The sequence below is a fragment of the Sphingomonas immobilis genome, from assembly GCF_030580995.1.
Lineage (GTDB): Bacteria > Pseudomonadota > Alphaproteobacteria > Sphingomonadales > Sphingomonadaceae > Sphingomonas > Sphingomonas immobilis.
This window is the reverse complement of the sequence record NZ_JAUQSZ010000012.1, coordinates 141,615-158,254: the sequence shown is the minus strand read 5'-3', so window position 1 is coordinate 158,254 and position 16,640 is coordinate 141,615. Positions and strand designations below refer to the sequence as shown.

Sequence of the window (16,640 nt, the reverse complement as noted above, 5' to 3'; positions counted from 1 at the left end):
TCTCCGCGCCTCCGCGTGAACAAAATCTCTGCCGGCGCTATCCACGCGCCGCATCCATCGCCTCGCGCATGCGCTTCACGCTTTCGGCGAGCCCGAGGAAGATCGCCTCGCCGATCAGGAAATGGCCGATGTTGAGCTCGCGCACCTGCGAGATCGCGGCAATGGGCGCGACATTGTCGTAGGTGAGGCCGTGGCCGGCATGGACCTCGATGCCGTTCTTCGCGGCGAGCGCGGCAGCGTCGGCGATGCGGCGCAACTCCTCCGTCTGCGCTTCCCCCGACAGCTCGCAATAGCGGCCGGTGTGGAGTTCCACCACCGGCGCGCCGAGCCGCAGCGCGGCCTCGATCTGCGCCGCCGCCGGCTCGATGAACAGCGACACACGGATGCCCGCATCGCCAAGCGTACGCACCATCGGCGCGAGATGGTCGAACTGCCCCGCCGCGTCGAGCCCGCCCTCGGTGGTGCGCTCCTCGCGCTTTTCGGGGACGATGCAGGCTGCATGCGGGCGGTGCTTCAGCGCGATCGCCAGCATCTCGTCCGTTGCCGCCATCTCCAGGTTGAGCGGGATGGTGAGGCCGGTCGACAACCGCGCGATATCGTTGTCGGTGATGTGGCGCCGGTCCTCGCGCAGATGGGCGGTGATGCCGTCCGCCCCGGCCTCCGCCGCCAGCAGCGCCGCGCGCACCGGATCGGGATAGCCCGCGCCGCGCGCGTTCCGCACCGTCGCGACATGGTCGATATTGACCCCGAGGCGTAAGGGGTGCGTCACGCGACGGCGCGGCTTCCCGGCTTGATCGCGGGAATCACTTCCAACTCTGGCGGAAGCGCGTCGGCGGCGTAGGTCGGCACGTCGATACGGATCAGCGGATAGAAGGGCACGCCAAGATCGGCCGTGCCGTTGGAGCGATCGACCAGCGACGCCGCCGCCACCGTCTCGCCGCCCGCGCGCGCGATCGCGGCGATCGCCTCGCGGCTGGAGAGGCCGGTCGTGACGACATCCTCCATCATCAGCACTTTCGCGCCCGGCGTCAGGCGGAAGCCACGGCGCAGTTCGAACACGCCCTCGGGCCGTTCGAGGAACATCGCCTCGACCCCGAGCGCCCGCGCCATCTCGTGCCCGGCGATCACGCCGCCCATCGCGGGCGAGACGACGGCGGAGATCTGCGCGCGCAGATCTGCCGGGATCTTGGCGGCCAATGCCTCGGACAGGCGCGCGCCGCGCCGCGGGTCCATCAGCACCCGCGCACATTGCAGGTAACGCGGACTGCGCAGGCCCGAGGACAGGATGAAATGCCCCTCGAGCAGCGCATCGGCGGCGCGGAATTCGGCGAGGACGTCGTCGTCGGTCATCAGGTCGGCCTTATCGCGGGCTGGATGAACGCCTGATTAGGGACGCCGGCAGGGCTAGACAATGACGCAATTGGGCCACTCTTGCGAACCGTTCGCAGCTGCACCAAAAAAGCGCGGCTACATGCTTGAGGCCGGGGGGGTGCCCGCGTATAGGCCCGGAGTCAGAGGGGCGTATTGTCGCCCTGCGCCATTGATTTAGGCGCGTTCGCAGGGGTGATGATACGGATGCGTATGACGGGGTTGAAAGGGATCGTGCTGGCGGCCAGCCTGGCGATCACCGGCCTGGGGGCCGGTTCGGGTCTGGCGGCGACACCGGCGCCTGCCGCATCCCCCGCCGCTGCGGCGCCTGCCGCTGCCGCTGCCGCACCGATCGATCCGATGCTGGTCCGTGACGGCGCGCCCGAACTCGCGCCGACCGTCGGCATCGGCCAGCCCGGCCCGCACAACGAGATCACGATCCAGCCGCAGGTGACCGCGAACGGCCGCTATGCCGAGTGGTTCCACGACTGGATTCTGTTCCCGCTGATCGTCGCCATCTCGATCTTCGTGCTGATCCTGCTCGCCTGGGTGGTGATCCGCTATCGCAAGGCGGCGAACCCGGTTCCTTCCAAGACCTCGCACCACGTCGGCCTCGAAGTGGCCTGGACGCTCGTGCCGGTGCTGATCCTGGTGGCGATCGCGCTGCCGTCGATCGGCCTCCTGCAGGCGCAGTTCAAGCCGGCGCCGGCCAATGCCGTCACGCTGAAGGCGATCGGCAACCAATGGTATTGGTCGTATCAATATCCCGACAACGGCGGGTTCGAGATCACCTCGAACATGCTGAAGGACAAGAACGACCCCAATTTCGCCAAGGGTGACCGCGCCCGCGTCGACGCCGACGGGCCCCGCCTGCTGGCGACCGACAACCGCGTCGTCCTGCCGGTCGGTGTGCCGATCCGCCTCATCACCACCTCGAACGACGTGATCCACAGCTGGGCGATCCCGGCGTTCTGGATCAAGCTCGACGCAGTGCCCGGCCGTCTCAACGAGACGAGCTTCACGATCGAGAAGGAAGGCCTCTATTTCGGCGTCTGTTCGGAACTGTGCGGCGCGCGCCATGGCTATATGCCGATCACCGTCCAGGCGGTGAGCCCGGCGGTGTTCGCGCAGTGGGTGAAGGCGAAGGGCGGCACGATGCCCGCGCCCAAGTCCGCCAGCCAGCCCGCTCCGGCGCTCGTCGAGACCGGCGATCCGCAGGCCGTCGCCAACGCGATGGGCCCCGTCGACAATGCGGCCGAAGAAGCCGCTCCCACGACCAACCAGGGCGCCACGGCCAATCCCGGCGCCAGCATCACCGGAAAGTAAGCCATGACCGACACCGCCCTTTCCGGCCACGCTTTCGAAGCGCACGATCACGAGCATCACCACCATGATGCCGATCACAAGCCCGGCTTCTTCGCCCGCTGGTTCATGTCGACGAACCACAAGGACATCGGCACGCTCTACCTGATCTTCGCGATCTTCGCGGGCATCATCGGCGGCGCGATCTCCGGCGTGATGCGTGCCGAGCTCGCGCACCCCGGCATCCAGTATCTGACGGTGCTGGCCGAATACCTGCCGGGCGACAAGAATTTCGACCATGCGCTTCACCTGTGGAACGTGCTGATCACCGCGCACGGCCTGATCATGGTGTTCTTCATGGTGATGCCGGCGATGATCGGCGGCTTCGGCAACTGGTTCGTGCCGATCATGATCGGTGCGCCGGACATGGCCTTCCCGCGCATGAACAACATCTCGTTCTGGCTGCTGATCCCGTCGTTCACGCTGCTGCTGCTGTCGCCGTTCTTCGGGGGTGCTGGCACCGGCTGGACGGTCTATGCGCCGCTCTCGACGTACGGCGAGCCTGGGCCTTCGGTCGATATGGCGATCCTGTCGCTGCACCTTGCCGGTGCGTCGTCGATCCTCGGTGCGATCAACTTCATCACGACGATCTTCAACATGCGCGCTCCGGGCATGACGCTGCACAAGATGCCGCTTTTCGTGTGGTCGGTGCTGGTCACCGCGTTCCTGCTGCTGCTGTCGCTGCCGGTGCTGGCGGCCGCCATCACCATGCTGCTGACCGATCGTAACTTCGGCACGACCTTCTTCGATCCGGCCGGCGGCGGCGATCCGATCCTGTACCAGCATCTGTTCTGGTTCTTCGGCCACCCCGAAGTCTACATCATGATCCTGCCGGGCTTCGGCATCGTCAGCCAGATCCTGTCGACCTTCTCGAAGAAGCCGATCTTCGGCTATCTCGGCATGGCCTATGCGATGGTCGCGATCGGTGTGGTCGGCTTCGTCGTGTGGGCACACCACATGTTCACGACCGGCCTGTCGGTGAACACCAAGATGTACTTCACCGCCGCGACGATGGTGATCGCGGTGCCGACCGGCATCAAGATCTTCTCGTGGATCGCGACGATGTGGGGCGGCTCGCTCTCGTTCAAGACGCCGATGGTCTGGGCGATCGGCTTCATCTTCATGTTCACCGTCGGCGGCGTGACCGGCGTCGTGCTCGCCAACGGCGGCATCGACGACTACATGCAGGACAGCTACTACGTGGTGGCGCACTTCCACTACGTGCTGTCGCTCGGCGCGGTGTTCTCGCTGTTCGCGGGCTTCACATACTGGTTCCCGAAGATGTCGGGCCGGATGCTCAGCGAACTGCTCGGCCAGATCCATTTCTGGATCTTCTTCGCCGGCGTGAACATGCTGTTCTTCCCGATGCACTTCCTGGGCCTGCAGAACATGCAGCGCCGCGTGCCGGACTATGCCGACAACCTCGAATACTGGAACCACTTCGCCACGATCGGCTACATGATCATGGCGGGTTCGATGATCGTGTTCTTCGTGAACGTGATCTACTCGCTGTTCGCCGGCAAGAAGGCGGGCGACAATCCGTGGGGCGAAGGCGCGACGACGCTCGAATGGACGCTGTCGAGCCCGCCGCCGTACCACCAGTTCGAGACGCTTCCGGTCATCGACGGCGGCGATCACCACTGATCCTTGCTCCAACAGGCAGGAAACGAAGCGCCCCGGCGAGAGCCGGGGCGTTTTCGTTGATCCTCTTTCGCCCGCGACTTCAGGAGCCTATAGGCCGCACATAATGTCCACCACGACTCTCCCGATGCCCGCCGACTGGCGCGACTTTCTGGCGCTGACCAAGCCGCGCGTGATGACGTTGGTGGTGTTCACCGGCCTGTGCGGGATGCTCGCGGCACCGACGCATATCGACCCCGTGCTGGGCTTCACCGCGATCCTGTGCATCGCGCTCGGCGCGGGGGCGGCGGGGGCGCTCAACCAATGGTACGAGGCCGATCTCGACGCGAAGATGCGCCGCACCGAGCGCCGCCCGCTCCCCGCCGGCCGCATGGACCGCGAGACCGCGTTGCAATTCGGCGTGGGGCTCAGCGCCTTTTCGGTGATCCTGATGGGGCTGGCGGTGAACCTCGCCGCCGCCGCGATCCTGACCGCGTCGATCCTGTTCTATGTTCTCATCTACACCGTCTGGCTGAAGCGCCGCACGCCGCAGAACATCGTCATCGGCGGCGCAGCCGGTGCCTTCCCGCCGCTGATCGGCTGGGCGGCGGCGACCGGCGATGTCGCGCTGCTGCCCGTCCTGCTGTTCGCGCTCGTCTTCCTGTGGACGCCGCCGCACTTCTGGGCGCTCGCGCTGTTTGTGAAGACCGATTACGCGGCGGCCGGCGTGCCGATGCTGCCGGTGGTGGCGGGCGAGCGCACGACGCGCAACCAGATCGGCCTCTACACGATCCCGATGGGCGTGGTCGCGCTGCTGCCGTGGGTGCTGCACCTGACCGGCGCGATCTACGGCGTCGTCACGCTCGTCTCGACGCTCGTCTTCGCGGTCCTCGCGCTGCAGGTCGCGACGCGTACCACCGGGTCGGACGACACGATGAAGCCCGAAAAGCGGTTGTTCGCATGGTCGATCCTGTATCTTTTCATCGTCTTCGGCGCGCTCGTCGCCGACAAGTGGATTGCCTGATGGCCCAGCATGACGACGAAATCCGCAAGCGCCAGCGCGCGCGCGCGACGGTGCTGGGGCTCATCCTCGGCGCGTTCGTGATCCTCGTGTTCGCGATCACCATCGCCAAGATCAAGGCGGGGATGGCGCATTGAGCCGCAAGCTGCGCACCGCGATGCTCGCCGTGCTCGGCGTCTGCTTCATGACCGGGCTCGCGGCGGCAAGCGTCCCGCTCTACCGCATGTTCTGCCAGGCGACCGGCCTCAACGGCACGACGCAGCGCGGGTCGGCCGCGCCGGGCGCGACCGATCGCCAGATCCGCATCGATTTCGACACCAACGTCGCGCCGCACATGCCGTGGAAGTTCGCGCCCGAGAATCGCACCGACACGGTCGCGGTCGGTGCGCGCGACATGGCGTTCTTCACCGCCACCAACACCTCGGACAAACCCGTCACCGGCACCGCGACCTACAACGTGACGCCGGCGCAGGCGGGCAAGTATTTCACCAAGATCCAGTGCTTCTGCTTCACCCAGCAGACGCTCAAGCCCGGCGAGACGGCGCGGATGCCGGTGATCTTCTTCGTCGACCCGAAGATCCTCTCCGATCCCGATGCGGCCGACGTGCAGACGATAACGCTGAGCTATACATTTTACCCGGTGGATTCCGCGAAAGCGAAAAGCTAGAGCGGGATAAAGACCGAACGACGAAACGGGGAACGACGAGACCATGAGCGGCGCCAAGAACCACGCATACCATATCCTCCCGCCCGATATCGCGCCGATCATGGGCGCGCTGGCCGGCGGCGTGCTGGCGGCGGGCGGCATCATGTGGATGCACTCGGCGGCATATGGCGGCGCGGTGTTCTTCCTCGGCGTGGCACTCGTCCTCGCCACGATGTTCCTGTGGTGGGGCAAGGTGCTGACCGAGGCCAAGGCTGGCGATCACACGCCCGTCGTGCAGCTTCACCTGCGCTACGGCATGGTGCTCTTCATCGCCTCCGAAGTGATGTTCTTCGTCGGCTGGTTCTGGGCGTTCTTCGATTATTCGCTGTTCCCCCGCCCGCTGCTCTACGATGCGGCGACGCATACCGTCAGCCTCGTGACCGATGCCGGCGCAGCGGCAGCCTCGACCTGGCCGCCCAAGGGCATGGAAGTGATCGACGCCTTCCGCTTCCCGCTGCTCAACACCCTGATCCTGCTGCTCTCGGGCACGACCATCACCTGGTCGCACCATGCGCTGATCCACAACCAGCGCGGTGGCGCGCTGAAGGGCCTGTGGGGCCTGATCGGCGTCGGCGAGAATGACGGCGTGAAGAAGGGCCTGTGGCTGACGATCATCCTCGGCCTGATCTTCTCGTCGATCCAGGCGTATGAATATTCGGAAGCGCCGTTCCCGTTCAAGGGCATCAACTACACCTCGGCCTTCTTCATGGCGACCGGCTTCCACGGCTTCCACGTGATGATCGGTACGATCTTCCTGATCGTGAACCTGATGCGCGTGTACCGGGGGGACTTCACGCCGCGCCAGCATTTCGGCTTCGAAGCGGCGGCGTGGTACTGGCACTTCGTCGATGTGGTATGGATCTTCCTGTTCGCGACCGTCTACGTCTGGGGTGGCTGGGGCGCGCCGGTCCACGCGGGCTGATTTGGCGGACTGGCACCTCGCGCAGGTCAATATCGGGCGGCTGATTGCGCCGCCCAGAGACCCGCGCGTCCAGCCGTTCTTCGATGCGCTCGACCGTATCAACGCGCTGGCGGAAGCAAGTCCGGGCTTCGTCTGGCGGCTGAAGGGCGAGGGCAACAACGCCACCGACATTCAGGCGACGCCCGATCCGCTGCTGATTCCGAACATGTCGGTCTGGGCCGATGCCGAGGCGCTGTTCGATTTCGTCTACCGCAGTGCGCATACCCCGGTGATGGCGAGGCGTCGCGACTATTTCGAGCGGTTCGAGGGCGCGTATCAGGCGCTCTGGTGGATCCCGGCGGGCGAGACCCCGACCGTGTCAGACGCGCTCGCGCGGCTTTGGATGCTCGAACGCTTCGGCCCGAGCCCCCACGCCTTCACCTTCAAGACGCGCTTTCCCGCGCCCGGCCTCGGCGGAGCGCCGGTCGATCAAGCTTCTTCTCTTTGGCCCGATCCCTGGTGTGTCGGAAACGCCTGAACCCGCCCCCGAAGCAGGCAAGCCGGAACCCGCGATCGCAGACGTCGCGCTGAAGGGCCTGTGCCCGCGCTGCGGCGCGCCGACCCTGTTCAAGGACATCTTCGGCGCCTTCGCCCCGACATGCCGCGCCTGCGGCCTCGATCTGTCGAAGTTCAACGTCGGCGACGGACCGGCGGCGTTCCTGATCCTGATCCTCGGCGCGGTGATCGTCGCGGCGGCGATCGTCATCCAGCTCAAGTTCGCGCCACCGATCTGGCTGCAGATCGTGCTGTGGATCCCGGTGACGGCCGCCGCCGTGGTGTGGTCGTTGCGCATCGCCAAGGCGGCGCTGCTCGCATCCGAATATCGCAACAAGGCGCGCGAAGGGCGGATCGCGCCGTCCGACCGCCCATGAAACGTATCCCCGTCTTCGCCACGATCCTCGTCGCGCTGGCGGTGGCGGCGATGATCGCGCTCGGCGTGTGGCAGCTCCAGCGCCGGCACGAGAAGGAAGCGCTGATCGTGCGCCTCGCGCAGAACCGCGATCTGCCGGCCGTCGCCTTCCCGCGCCTGAAAACGGACGACACATTGCTGTTCCGCCGCGCCACCGCCTTCTGCCTGCAGCCTGTAAGCTGGAGCAACGAGGGCGGGCACGATGCGAAGGGCGGCCCCGGCTGGCGTCAGATCGCCCAGTGCCGCACCGGCGCGGAAGGTCCGGGCTTCGCGGTGCAGATCGGCATCGGCCACAGCCCGACCGCCAAGCCGGACTGGAAGGGCGGGGTGGTGCGCGGCTACCTCGCGTACGCGCCCGATCACCAGCCGATCATCGCGGCGGCGTTCGGGGGCGCGCCGAAAACGCTGATGCTCGTCGCCGATCCGCCGCTCGCGGGGCTGGGCGCGAATCCGCCCGCCGATCTGTCGTCGGTGCCGAACAATCACCTCGCCTATGCGGTGCAATGGTTCGTGTTCGCCGCCATCGCCGCGATCATCTACGCGGTGGCGTTGCGGCGGCGTCGAACACCCTAGACCCCGTTCGCCCTGAGCTTGTCGAAGGGCTGTCCTTCTTCGCACGAAGTAAGCGCAGGGCTTCGACAGGCTCAGCCCGAACGGGGAGCGCGGGTGTACGCTAGAAGCCGCACCATTGCGGAGCCGCACGCGCGCCGCTAACCGCCTGCCATGAAGTATGTCAGCACGCGCGGGAATGCGCCCGTCCTCGATTTCGAACAGGTCACGCTCGCGGGGCTCGCCAGCGACGGCGGGCTCTATCTGCCGGAAAGCTGGCCCAGCTTCACGACCGAGCAGATCGCGGCGCTGAAAGGTGCGTCCTACGTCGACACCGCCGTCGCGGTGATGACGCCCTTCGTCGGCGACAGCCTGACCGCCGAAGACCTGCGCGCGCTCTGCACCCAGGCCTACGGGCGGTTCGCGCACGGCGCGGTGACGCCGCTCGTCCAGCTCGATCACCAGCACTGGCTGCTCGAGCTGTTCCACGGCCCGACGCTCGCCTTCAAGGACGTCGCGCTGCAATTGCTCGGGCTGCTGTTCGAACGCTTCCTCAGCGGATCGGAGCGCCACATCATCGTCGTCGGCGCGACGTCGGGCGATACCGGCTCGGCGGCGATCGATGCGCTGGCGGGGCGCGCGGGCGTCGATATCTTCATGCTCCACCCCAAGGGCCGCGTGTCCGACGTGCAGCGGCGGCAGATGACGACGGTGCTCGCGCCCAACGTCCACAACATCGCGCTCGAGGATGCGAGCTTCGACGACGCGCAGGCGCTGGTGAAGGCGATGTTCAACGACCCCAGCTTTTCGTCGCGGTTCGCGCTGTCGGCGGTCAATTCGATCAACTGGGCGCGACTGATGGCGCAGGTGGTCTATTATTTCTACGCCGCCGTGCGCCTCGGCGCGCCGGAGCGGCCGGTCGCCTTCGCGGTGCCGACCGGTAATTTCGGCGACGTGTTCGCAGGCTATGTGGCCGCGAAGATGGGCCTGCCGGTCGCCAAGCTGATCGTCGCGACCAACGTCAACGACATCCTGCACCGCGCGCTTTCCGAAGGCGATTATTCGCAAGGGGTCGTGGTGCCGACGCCGAGCCCGTCGATGGACATTCAGGTGTCGAGCAATTTCGAACGCCTGCTGTTCGATCTCGGCGGGCGCGATGGGGCTGCGCTGTCGGGCCAGATGCTCGGCTTCGAGGCGACGCGGGCGATGCGGCTGACCAATGCGCAGCGCGACGGCGCGAGCGCGCTGTTCACGAGCGACCGGATCGACCTCGACGAGATGTCGCTGGCGATGCGCTGGGCATGCGAGCACGCAGGCGAGGTAATCGATCCGCACACCGCGATCGGCCTCGCCGCCGCGCGCCGCGCGTCGCTGCCGGCCGACGTGCCGGTGGTGACGCTGGCGACCGCGCACCCCGCCAAGTTCCGCGAGCCGGTCGAGCGCGCGACGGGCGTGCGGCCGACATTGCCCGCGCGTATCGGCGACCTGTTCGATCGCGAAGAGCGCTACGCGAGTCTGCCCGGCACCTTCGAGGCGGTGACGGCGTACATCGCCGAGCGGGCGGTGGCGAAATGATCACCCTCACCCTTCCCACCCGGCTGCGCCGGGCGGGCCCCTTCCCTCTCCCACTGGGAGAGGGAGGGAGGAGCGAAGCGACGGAAGGGTGAGGGTGATGAACCTGACGACTCTCATCGCCGAGCCCTGGGCCGATTACGGGTTGGTCGACAGCGGGCACGGCCGCAAGCTCGAGCGCTACGGCCGCTTCCGCTTCATCCGGCCGGAACCGCAGGCAATGTGGGCACCGGCTTCCGAAAGCTGGGAAGCGGACGGCGATTTCATCGGCGCGTCGGACGAGGAGGGCGGCGGCAAGTGGCACCTCTCGCGCGACGTGCCGCGCGGCGGCTGGCATGTGCGTTGGGAGGAATTGCTGTTCCTCGCGCAGAACACGCCGTTCCGTCACCTCGCCTTCTTCCCCGACATGGCGCCGCAATGGGCATGGATGCGCGAGCAGGTGGCGGAGGGCGATTCCGTGCTCAACCTGTTCGGCTATACCGGCGTCGGCACGCTGGCGCTGGCCGCCAGGGGCGCCGCAATGACGCATGTCGATGCGTCGAAGAAGTCGGTCGAGGCGGGCAAGGCTAACGCCTTCCTCTCCGATCTCGCCGATCGCCCGATACGCTGGATGGTGGACGATGCCGCCAAGTTCGCTGCGCGCGAGGTGCGGCGCGAGAAGCGCTACGACGGCATCTTCCTCGATCCGCCCAAGTTCGGGCGCGGTCCCGACGGTGAGGTCTGGCGGCTGGAGGAAGGGCTGCCCGGCCTGATCGCCGATTGCCGCAAGCTGCTCGACGCCGACAGCAAGTTCCTCGTCCTCACCGTCTATGCCGTGCGCATGTCGGCGCTGGCGATCGGCGAGGTGGTGCGGCAGGCGCTCGGCGATCTCGGCGGCACGGTCGAGGTCGGCGAGATGGCGGTGCGCGAGGAAGCGCGCGGGCTGCTGCTGCCGACCGCCATCTTCGCGCGCTGGAAGCGCTGAACCTTCCTCAAGTCGTTTCCATACTATCCCAAATAGCGGCATCAGATATTTCTATCCCGGGGAGCGCGTGTTAAGTCGCGCGCGTCCTTCGCGCGACGGATCAAGACATGCTGCAACTCACCACAGAAACGACCGACAAGTTCGCCGAAGTCGAAGATCGCCGCTTCATCGCGAAGATCAGCGATTTCCTGCGCCAGGCCGTTCCGGGCCTTGCCAAGGAACCGGAACCGGAGATGCACGCCACCATCCGCCAGTTGCGCGAGGAAGCGCGCGGCTATGGCATGACGAGCGAACAGGCGGTGGCGGCCTTCGCGTTGACGGCAGGGCATCTCGGCACCAATTTCGTCGAGCGCTATCGCGGCGCGCGCCAGATCCTGTTCGCGGACACGACACAGAAACAGAAGGCCGAGCTGCTCAAGCATTTCACGATCACGCTGTTGCGCGAACTCGGAAAGCGCTGAAATGGCCTGGGGGGACACGCTCAACGACGCCTGGAACGCCGCGACGGACACCGCGCAACGCGCCGCCAACCTGATCGCAGACACTGCGCAGGCCGCCTATGATGCTGCCGCCGCAGCGGGAATGAAGGTGCTCGATGCGGCCAACCGCTACATCGACAAGGCGCTCGAGGCGATCATCGGCGTGATCGAATGGGCGTGGGATCTCATCTCCAGCGTGTTCAGTCCGCATCCTGGCGGCGGTGTTGTGGTGCCGTGCCATACGCCGATCGATCCGCACGGTGGCGGCGATCCGCCGCACCCGACTCCCCCGCCGCCGGGGCCGACACCACCCCCGAAGCCCGCGCCCGTACCGCCGCCCAAGCCGCCGGTCGACGATTACAACATCGTCTCGGTCGATTGGCTCGACGGTGACGACGCGACGATCATCAGCGATCCGACGCAATATGTGAATCTGCCGCGCGACGCGAAATGGCTGCCCGACAGCGACATTCCCAATATCGACCGGCTCGGCATCCATCCGCGCTTCATCGTCAAGTTCGACAAGCCGGTGAACGTCGGGTTCCAGTGGCGCATCGTCCAGACGCCCGGCATGTCGCCGGCGTATACGACCGGCGCGAATCACGAGGAAACGCGCAATTCGCACTTCAAGGCGAGCAGCAAGACCTGGACGAGCGGATCGGTGCGCAACGGCGTCGGCATCATCACCGCGGCGCAACTCGTCGCGGGCGGCGGCTACCAGTTCCAGATCGAGGCGCGCGATGACAAGAAGCAGGTGGTGATGACCGGCATCATCACCACCAAGCGGCTGTTCTGGTACGTCGCCCTGCCGATGACCGGCCTTGCCAACGCGCTCAGCGATTTCAGCGCGGTCGAGGCCGAGTTCGCCAAGCATCACATGATCATGAAGAAGCTCCCCGACCTGCCGGTCGCGCATCAGGAGAATATCGGCAGCCGGGCGGAGCAGACCATATTGGAAAACAACGTCACGGCCGCGATCGCGGGCGATGCCAAGGCCTCGACCAAGGCACCGTACCTGCTGCGCCTGACCTTTACGGATTTCCTGGCGGTCAAGAATCCCAACAAGCCGCAGGTGATGACCAATGTCCCGGTCGGCCCCAGCGCGGGCTCCGCGTTCATGGAAACCACGGCGGTCGGCCTCTTGCCGGGCGACGGCCTCGATACGCGCTCGCTCTGGCAGAAGATCGTCACGGGCGAGAGCTGGTTCGTCTCGGCGAGCTACCAGGCGAACCGCCCGGCCCCCGGCCGTCCGCGCCCTGCCGCCATCCCGATTCCGCCAGACAAGGTCGCGCCGGGTACGGCCGCCGACGATGCGCAATCGCTCGAGATCGACGTGTCCGGCCTTCCCGCCGGCACCGGCACGATCACGGTTCACGTCAATCTGGTCGATCGCTGGCGCGCGGGGCTCGCGCTCGGGGGTGCTGCGAACATCTGCGTCTGCACGCGCGCGATCTGGCAGGATCAGACGCTGGCCGAGCAGGCCGGCACCGCGATCCACGAGATCGGCCACAAGGTCCACATGGTCGCAGCCGGCACCGGCATCCAGCCTGACAAGGTCGCGACGCAATATACCGGCCACGGTCATGCCGGGCCGCATTGTTTCAACGGTGCGCCTGCGGGCGAGGCCAATTACGCGACGACGCCCAACACCAACGCCTCGATCTGCGTGATGTTCGGAACCATCAACGGCCACAACGAATTCTGCGCCAATTGCGCGCCGGCGATGAAAAAGGTCGATCTCGGCCGCGGCTTCTGACGGTATAGGAAACGATCATGGACTTCATACCGCCGGATTTCGCCAAGGTGCCGTACGACAGCCAGACGGCGGGCGTCTGCTCGCCGCGTGTCGAGGACGAGGACTGGCGCGGCATCGCCATCAACATTCCGCAGCGCATCACGATCCGCCGCGCGGAGACGCTCAAGCTGCCGATCTGCGGTTACTATCATCTGCCGACGTTTCCGCTGCTCGACACGAAGATGGTCGTGCATGTGCGCGGGGCGGGCGAGACGAAGTTCGATCCCGTCGCGGGCCCGGTCGTGGTGATGGATGGGCCGAACGAGCCGGTCGTGACCAAGCCGAAGAAGCCGCGCGATCCGAAGATGTATCGCTATTCGGTGTCGGAGGAATATTTTGTCCTCGACGGCCAACGCTATTTCCCCGCGCAACTGCCGCCCGGCGATTACGAGGTGATGGTCACGTACGGCGATGCGCGCTCCAACGTCGCGCGGGTGACGATCGCGCGCAAATAGCGGCTATTCCATTCCCACGCGCATCGCCGCGCCCGCCACGAACGGCGCGCCTGCGACGAGCACGAGGCTGACCGCGCCGAGCAGTTTCAGCGCGCCCGCGCCGCCTTCCAGCGATCCGCTCCCGAAGATCAGCAGCGGCACGGCGAGCGGCAGCATCACCAGCCCCGCCACCGCCCCCGCGCCGCGCAGCCCCGCGACCAGCGCCGATGTGGCGACCGCGAGCGCGGCGAGGCCGGGGGTGCCGATCAGCAGCCCGATCTCGACCTTGAGCAGCGTTTCGCCGGACAGTCCCAGCAGCCCGGCGGCGATGACGGCGGCCAGCATCAGCGGCGGCGCGAAGCTCAGCCAGTGCGCGGCGAGCTTCGCGGCGGCGACCAGCGCCATGCTGTAGCCGCGCACCGCGAGTTGATCGAGCGTGCCGCCATACGCGTCCGGCCCGACCAGCCGCTCGACCGGCAGCAGCGCCGCCAGCAGGGCCGAGGCCCAGATCACCCCGCCGCCGACGCGCGCGAGCAGGGCGGTATCGGGGCCGATCGCGAACGGGAACAGGATCGCCGTCAGCAGGAAGAAGGCGACCGGATAGACCGCGCCGCCCTCGCCCCAGGCAACCCGCACGTCGCGCGCGACGAGGGTAAGCAGCGGGCTCAAGGTGCGAGCACGATCGTCTGCGCGCCGGGGAGCGCGACCGGCAGGTGCGTCGCGAGCAGCACCGCGCCACCGTCCGCGCGGTGCTGCGCCATCAGCGTTTCGAGCGCGATGACGCTGGCCATGTCGAGGCCGTTGGCGGGTTCGTCGAGTAGCCAGACGGACGCGCGGCTCGCGACGACGCGGGCGAGCGCGGCGCGGCGCCGCTGCCCGGTCGAGAGCAGCCGCACCGGCACGTCGGCGATGGGCGTGAGGCTGGTGGCGGCGAGCGCCTCCTCCACACGCGTAGACGCATCGGGCACGGCATCGAGCGCGGCCCAGAAAGCGAGCGCATCACCAAGGCTGCGCGCCTGGTCGAGCGCGGGGGCCTCCGCCATCAGCGCACGCGGGGCGCCCGTCTCGACCGATCCGGCGGCGGGTGCGAGCAGACCGGCGGCGATGCGGATCAGGCTCGACTTGCCGACGCCGTTGGGCCCCGTCACCAGCGCTGCCTCCCCGGCTCGAAGCGCGAAGCTGAGCCCCTCGAACAAGGTCCGTCCGCCGCGCGCGCCGGTCACGCCGTGGAAAGCGAGCAAGGTGCTCACCGCTCCGACACCGTGTCTTCCAGCGCGTGCATGTCGGCGTCGGAAAGGCCGAAATGATGGCCGATCTCGTGGATGGTGACGTGCGCGACGAGATCCTGCAGGCTCACGCCGGTATCAATCCATTCGTCCAGCAAGGCGCGGCGATAGAGGTGGATGCGGTCGGGCAGCGCGCCCGATTCCATCGACGATTTCTCGCCGATCGGACGACCGACATAAAGCCCGGTCAGGTCGAAGGGATCCTCGATGCCGAGTGCGTCGAGCGTCGCGTCATCGGCCAAGTCCTCGACGATCAGCACGACGTCGCCGAGATGCGCTGCGAACTCCGGCGGCAGCGCGGCGATGGTCGCGCGCGCGATCGCCTCGATGGCGTCGGCATCTGGCGCGGTGAGCGGTTGATCGGGCGCGGTCATCGTGCCAGCCTTAGTCACAATCTGAGGAGGATGCGATGGTCGAGCAGCTGAGCGAGGAGGAACGCGCCGATGCACTCGACGAGCTCGACGAATGGGATTTCGACGAGGCGCGCGACGCGATCACGCGTAGCTTCACCTTCGAGGATTTCTCCGAGGCCTTCGGCTTCATGGCGCGCGTCGCGCTGCTGGCGGAGAAGGCCGACCATCACCCGGAGTGGAGCAACGTCTGGAATCGGGTCGATATCCTGCTGACCACGCATGATGCGGCGGGCCTGTCGCACCGCGACGTCGAACTCGCCCGCGCGATCGACGCTTTGGTGGATTAGAACCCTTTGCGCATCCGCCGCCGCAACAGCCACGGCGCGAAACGCGCGGCGAAGGCGGCCTGGAAAGCGGTCTTGCCGACATAAGTGTGAACCGCCTTGCCATGCACCGCGCGCCACGCGGCCTCCGCGACCGCCTCGACCGGCGTGATCTCCAGCCCCGATGCGACGACGGTCTCGCGGATCGTCTTGTCATCGCGCCCCGCCGGGCCGCACAGCAAGGGCGTCTCGACGAAGGCGGGGACGATATCGCGCACTCGCACGCCGCTCCTCGCCCATTCGCCGTCGAGCGCTTCGGTCAGTCCGATCACCGCGCATTTGGTCGCCGAATAGGTCGCGAGCCCCGACGTGCCGTAAATGCCCGACGCTGACGCGGTGTTGAGCAGGCACCCGCCCGCCCGAGCGAGATAGGCAGAGCCGATCCGTGCGCCGTTCAGCACGCCCATCAGATTGACCGCCACCGTCTGGTCGATCGCATCGAAATCCGCCTCCGCCAGCGGTCCGCCGGTGCCGATCCCGGCGTTGTTGAACAACACGTCGAGCGCGCCGTCCTGCGGGGCGGTGAAGATGTCGAGCGCCGTTCGCCAGGCCGTCCGGTCGCGCACGTCGAGGCGGTGAATCTCGGACGATCCGGCAGGCAGAAGGCTCTTGGTCTCGGCAAGGCGCGGCAGATCGATATCGGCCAGTCCCACGCGCCATCCGCGCGCCGCAAACAGTTCGGCGGCAGCGCGGCCGATGCCCGATCCCGCGCCGGTGATGAAAATGGACTTTGGCGTCGTCGTCATGCGCTTCCAAACTGAACGGGTTTGTTGCGACCCCGTAATTCTTTCTGGCTAGATGGTTAATTGTGCATTGCAGCACAACTCAGGGAGACTACTTGGCGTTTGACGCTGCATGGCCACTCCCGCACAACCTC

At 66.9% G+C, this 16,640-nt stretch carries 20 protein-coding genes and 1 pseudogene; 15 read left to right on the top strand and 6 right to left on the bottom strand.

Annotated features, from left to right (window positions below; genetic code table 11):
* Window positions 1-37 precede the first annotated feature (37 nt).
* Complete coding sequence (locus tag Q5H94_RS16760; protein ID WP_304562434.1) at window positions 38-769, bottom strand: pyridoxine 5'-phosphate synthase; 732 nt, start codon at window positions 767-769, stop codon at window positions 38-40.
* Window positions 766-1,350: an orotate phosphoribosyltransferase gene (gene pyrE / locus Q5H94_RS16755; RefSeq protein WP_304562433.1), complete on the bottom strand. Its 585-nt coding sequence runs from the start codon at window positions 1,348-1,350 to the stop codon at window positions 766-768. Before pyrE ends, Q5H94_RS16760 begins: the two co-directional genes overlap by 4 nt.
* Window positions 1,351-1,581: 231 nt before the next feature.
* Between pyrE and coxB the strand changes: the two genes are divergently transcribed.
* From coxB to Q5H94_RS16685, 14 genes are all read left to right on the top strand, one after another.
* A complete protein-coding gene (coxB, locus tag Q5H94_RS16750) occupies window positions 1,582-2,694 on the top strand; it encodes a cytochrome c oxidase subunit II (RefSeq protein ID WP_304562432.1) in 1,113 nt (370 codons plus the stop codon).
* 3 nt (window positions 2,695-2,697) lie between these two features.
* Window positions 2,698-4,374, top strand: a complete 1,677-nt coding sequence (gene ctaD / locus Q5H94_RS16745) for a cytochrome c oxidase subunit I (RefSeq protein ID WP_304562431.1) — start codon at window positions 2,698-2,700, stop codon at window positions 4,372-4,374.
* Between the two features lie 103 nt (window positions 4,375-4,477).
* Entirely contained in the window at window positions 4,478-5,374 is an 897-nt protein-coding gene (locus Q5H94_RS16740) for a heme o synthase (RefSeq protein WP_304562430.1), read from the top strand.
* Window positions 5,374-5,508, top strand: a complete 135-nt coding sequence (locus Q5H94_RS16735; protein ID WP_304562429.1) for a hypothetical protein — start codon at window positions 5,374-5,376, stop codon at window positions 5,506-5,508. The genes Q5H94_RS16740 and Q5H94_RS16735 overlap by 1 nt, the downstream gene beginning before the upstream one ends.
* Window positions 5,505-6,038, top strand: coding sequence for a cytochrome c oxidase assembly protein (locus Q5H94_RS16730; RefSeq protein ID WP_304562428.1), 534 nt, complete (start codon window positions 5,505-5,507; stop codon window positions 6,036-6,038). The genes Q5H94_RS16735 and Q5H94_RS16730 overlap by 4 nt, the downstream gene beginning before the upstream one ends.
* A gap of 43 nt (window positions 6,039-6,081) precedes the next feature.
* Window positions 6,082-6,999 (top strand): cytochrome c oxidase subunit 3, encoded by a 918-nt coding sequence (locus tag Q5H94_RS16725; protein ID WP_304562427.1) that lies wholly within the window; start codon window positions 6,082-6,084, stop codon window positions 6,997-6,999.
* Between the two features lies 1 nt (window position 7,000).
* Complete coding sequence (locus Q5H94_RS16720; protein WP_304562426.1) at window positions 7,001-7,516, top strand: DUF3291 domain-containing protein; 516 nt, start codon at window positions 7,001-7,003, stop codon at window positions 7,514-7,516.
* Complete coding sequence (locus tag Q5H94_RS16715) at window positions 7,500-7,910, top strand: DUF983 domain-containing protein (protein ID WP_304562425.1); 411 nt, start codon at window positions 7,500-7,502, stop codon at window positions 7,908-7,910. The genes Q5H94_RS16720 and Q5H94_RS16715 overlap by 17 nt, the downstream gene beginning before the upstream one ends.
* On the top strand, window positions 7,907-8,521 hold the full coding sequence (locus Q5H94_RS16710; protein WP_304562424.1) for an SURF1 family protein: 615 nt from the start codon (window positions 7,907-7,909) through the stop codon (window positions 8,519-8,521). Before Q5H94_RS16715 ends, Q5H94_RS16710 begins: the two co-directional genes overlap by 4 nt.
* Window positions 8,522-8,671: 150 nt before the next feature.
* Window positions 8,672-10,072 (top strand): threonine synthase, encoded by a 1,401-nt coding sequence (thrC, locus tag Q5H94_RS16705; protein ID WP_304562423.1) that lies wholly within the window; start codon window positions 8,672-8,674, stop codon window positions 10,070-10,072.
* A 97-nt stretch (window positions 10,073-10,169) separates the two neighbouring features.
* Window positions 10,170-11,033 (top strand): class I SAM-dependent methyltransferase, encoded by an 864-nt coding sequence (locus Q5H94_RS16700; protein WP_304562422.1) that lies wholly within the window; start codon window positions 10,170-10,172, stop codon window positions 11,031-11,033.
* A 107-nt stretch (window positions 11,034-11,140) separates the two neighbouring features.
* On the top strand, window positions 11,141-11,494 hold the full coding sequence (locus tag Q5H94_RS16695) for a hypothetical protein (protein WP_304562421.1): 354 nt from the start codon (window positions 11,141-11,143) through the stop codon (window positions 11,492-11,494).
* 1 nt (window position 11,495) lies between these two features.
* Entirely contained in the window at window positions 11,496-13,268 is a 1,773-nt protein-coding gene (locus Q5H94_RS16690) for a hypothetical protein (protein ID WP_304562420.1), read from the top strand.
* A gap of 17 nt (window positions 13,269-13,285) precedes the next feature.
* The gene (locus Q5H94_RS16685) at window positions 13,286-13,762 is read left to right on the top strand and encodes a hypothetical protein (protein ID WP_304562419.1); all 477 of its coding nucleotides are present in this window, start codon (window positions 13,286-13,288) and stop codon (window positions 13,760-13,762) included.
* Window positions 13,763-13,765: 3 nt separating this feature from the next.
* Here the strand turns inward: Q5H94_RS16685 and Q5H94_RS16680 are convergent, their stop codons facing one another.
* The 3 genes from Q5H94_RS16680 to Q5H94_RS16670 are packed head-to-tail and all read right to left on the bottom strand — an operon-like array spanning window position 13,766 to window position 15,401.
* Complete coding sequence (locus tag Q5H94_RS16680; RefSeq protein ID WP_304562468.1) at window positions 13,766-14,401, bottom strand: heme exporter protein CcmB; 636 nt, start codon at window positions 14,399-14,401, stop codon at window positions 13,766-13,768.
* Window positions 14,402-14,406: 5 nt separating this feature from the next.
* Window positions 14,407-14,991, bottom strand: a complete 585-nt coding sequence (gene ccmA, locus Q5H94_RS16675; protein ID WP_304562418.1) for a heme ABC exporter ATP-binding protein CcmA — start codon at window positions 14,989-14,991, stop codon at window positions 14,407-14,409.
* Window positions 14,988-15,401 (bottom strand): metallopeptidase family protein, encoded by a 414-nt coding sequence (locus tag Q5H94_RS16670; protein ID WP_304562417.1) that lies wholly within the window; start codon window positions 15,399-15,401, stop codon window positions 14,988-14,990. Before Q5H94_RS16670 ends, ccmA begins: the two co-directional genes overlap by 4 nt.
* 32 nt (window positions 15,402-15,433) lie before the next feature.
* Between Q5H94_RS16670 and Q5H94_RS16665 the strand changes: the two are divergent.
* Window positions 15,434-15,727, top strand: a pseudogene (locus Q5H94_RS16665) (4a-hydroxytetrahydrobiopterin dehydratase); the annotation flags it as partial.
* Here the strand turns inward: Q5H94_RS16665 and Q5H94_RS16660 are convergent.
* A complete protein-coding gene (locus Q5H94_RS16660; RefSeq protein ID WP_304562416.1) occupies window positions 15,724-16,509 on the bottom strand; it encodes an SDR family oxidoreductase in 786 nt (261 codons plus the stop codon). The pseudogene Q5H94_RS16665 and the gene Q5H94_RS16660 sit on opposite strands and share 4 nt — an antisense overlap.
* Window positions 16,510-16,640 lie beyond the last annotated feature (131 nt).